A 1,438-nucleotide genomic window follows, 5' to 3' on the forward strand; every position below is an offset into this window, starting at 1 on the left:
GCCAGTTCTCTCTGGACCGGGAAGAAATCGACCTCGGCCCGCTGATCAGCGAAACCGTACGCGTCGTTTCGCTGCAGGCGGCGCAAAAGGCCATCACCGTGGAAACGCGCATTGCCGATGCGCTGACGCTGGTCGCCGATCGCCGTGCGATCAAGCAGATCGTCATCAACCTTTTGTCCAATGCGGTGAAGTTCACCGGCCAGGGCGGCCACATATCGGTCAGGGCCCGCAACACATCCGGTGCGCTGGTGCTGACGATCGAGGACAATGGCTGCGGCATCCCCAAGGAGGCGCTCGGCAAGCTCGGACGGCCCTTCGAGCAGGTGCAGAACCAGTTCTCCAAGAGCCATGCCGGGTCTGGCCTTGGCCTTGCCATCTCACGTTCGCTGGCCGAGCTTCAGGGCGGCGCGCTGAAGATCCGGTCGAGCGAAGGTGTCGGCACGATCGTGTCGGTGCGCATTCCGGTGAAGAGGGCCGTGCTGGCGATCAAGGTTGCAGCGTGAGATTTTCCGCCGGCTCTATCTCTTTGCTTGAGCATCGGATTTCCCCAAACAGGGTCTCATTTTTGTCCGATACTCCGAACGACCGCTTCACGGTCATCCCGTACGAAGCAAAAGATCGAAATCCTTCCTGACCTTCTGCGACGTCTCCTTGAGGTGTGCTTCCAGCACACCGAAATCCGGCAGGTCGGTCACCGCCAGAAGCAGATCCGAAAGCCCCGGCGGAACGTCGTCGCGCTCGAAGGCTCCCGTGAGGCACAACCGCGTCATCTGGGTCAGCGCCAGATAGAGCGCGTAGGCATCGCCAAGCTCCTGCCTCACCCCGGCAGCCGCGAAGCCCGGTGCCAGGCGCGACAGGATCTCGGCGGTGCCGGTGGCGCGGCGCCCGGTCTCGACTTGCCCGGTAATGACGGCCACCTGGGCGATGAATTCGAGATCGATGAGGCCGCCGGGAATAAGCTTGATGTCCCAGAGATCGCGCGGCGGCTTTTCCTTCTCGATCATGGCCCGCATGTCCGCAGCCTCGGCCATCACCTTTGCAGCATCGCGCGGCTGGCCAAGTACAGCCGCTACTTCCGCTTCAACCTCGCCGCACAGGCTAGCGTCACCGGCTATGGCGCGCGCGCGGGCCAGCGCCATGTGCTCCCAGGTCCAGGCTTCCTGGCGCTGGTATTTCTTGAAGGCATCGATATGGGTGGCCACCGGTCCCTTGTTGCCGGACGGCCGCAGGCGCAGGTCGAGTTCGTAGAGCACCCCCTCCGCCGTCGGCGCGGACACCGCCGCGATCAGCCTTTGCGTCATGCGGGTGTAGTAATGCGAAGGTGCCAGCGGCTTGTCGCCATCGGACTCTTCGGCATCCGACGCGTGGTCGTAGAGCAGGATCAGGTCGACATCCGATCCGGCGGTCAGCTCGCGGCTGCCAAGCTTGCCCATACCGA

Annotated in this window: 1 protein-coding gene and 1 pseudogene; one reads left to right on the top strand and one right to left on the bottom strand. The window is 63.6% G+C overall.

What is annotated here, in order from left to right:
- A partial coding sequence (locus EN893_RS33845; protein WP_245490956.1) for an ATP-binding protein occupies nucleotides 1–503 on the top strand: 503 nt, incomplete at its 5' end.
- Nucleotides 504–596: 93 nt separating this feature from the next.
- Here the strand turns inward: EN893_RS33845 and EN893_RS33850 are convergent.
- Nucleotides 597–1,438 (bottom strand): annotated as a pseudogene (locus EN893_RS33850) (bifunctional [glutamine synthetase] adenylyltransferase/[glutamine synthetase]-adenylyl-L-tyrosine phosphorylase); the annotation flags it as partial.

This window comes from Mesorhizobium sp. M7A.F.Ca.CA.004.04.2.1 (genome assembly GCF_004022825.1).
Classification (GTDB): Bacteria; Pseudomonadota; Alphaproteobacteria; order Rhizobiales; family Rhizobiaceae; genus Mesorhizobium.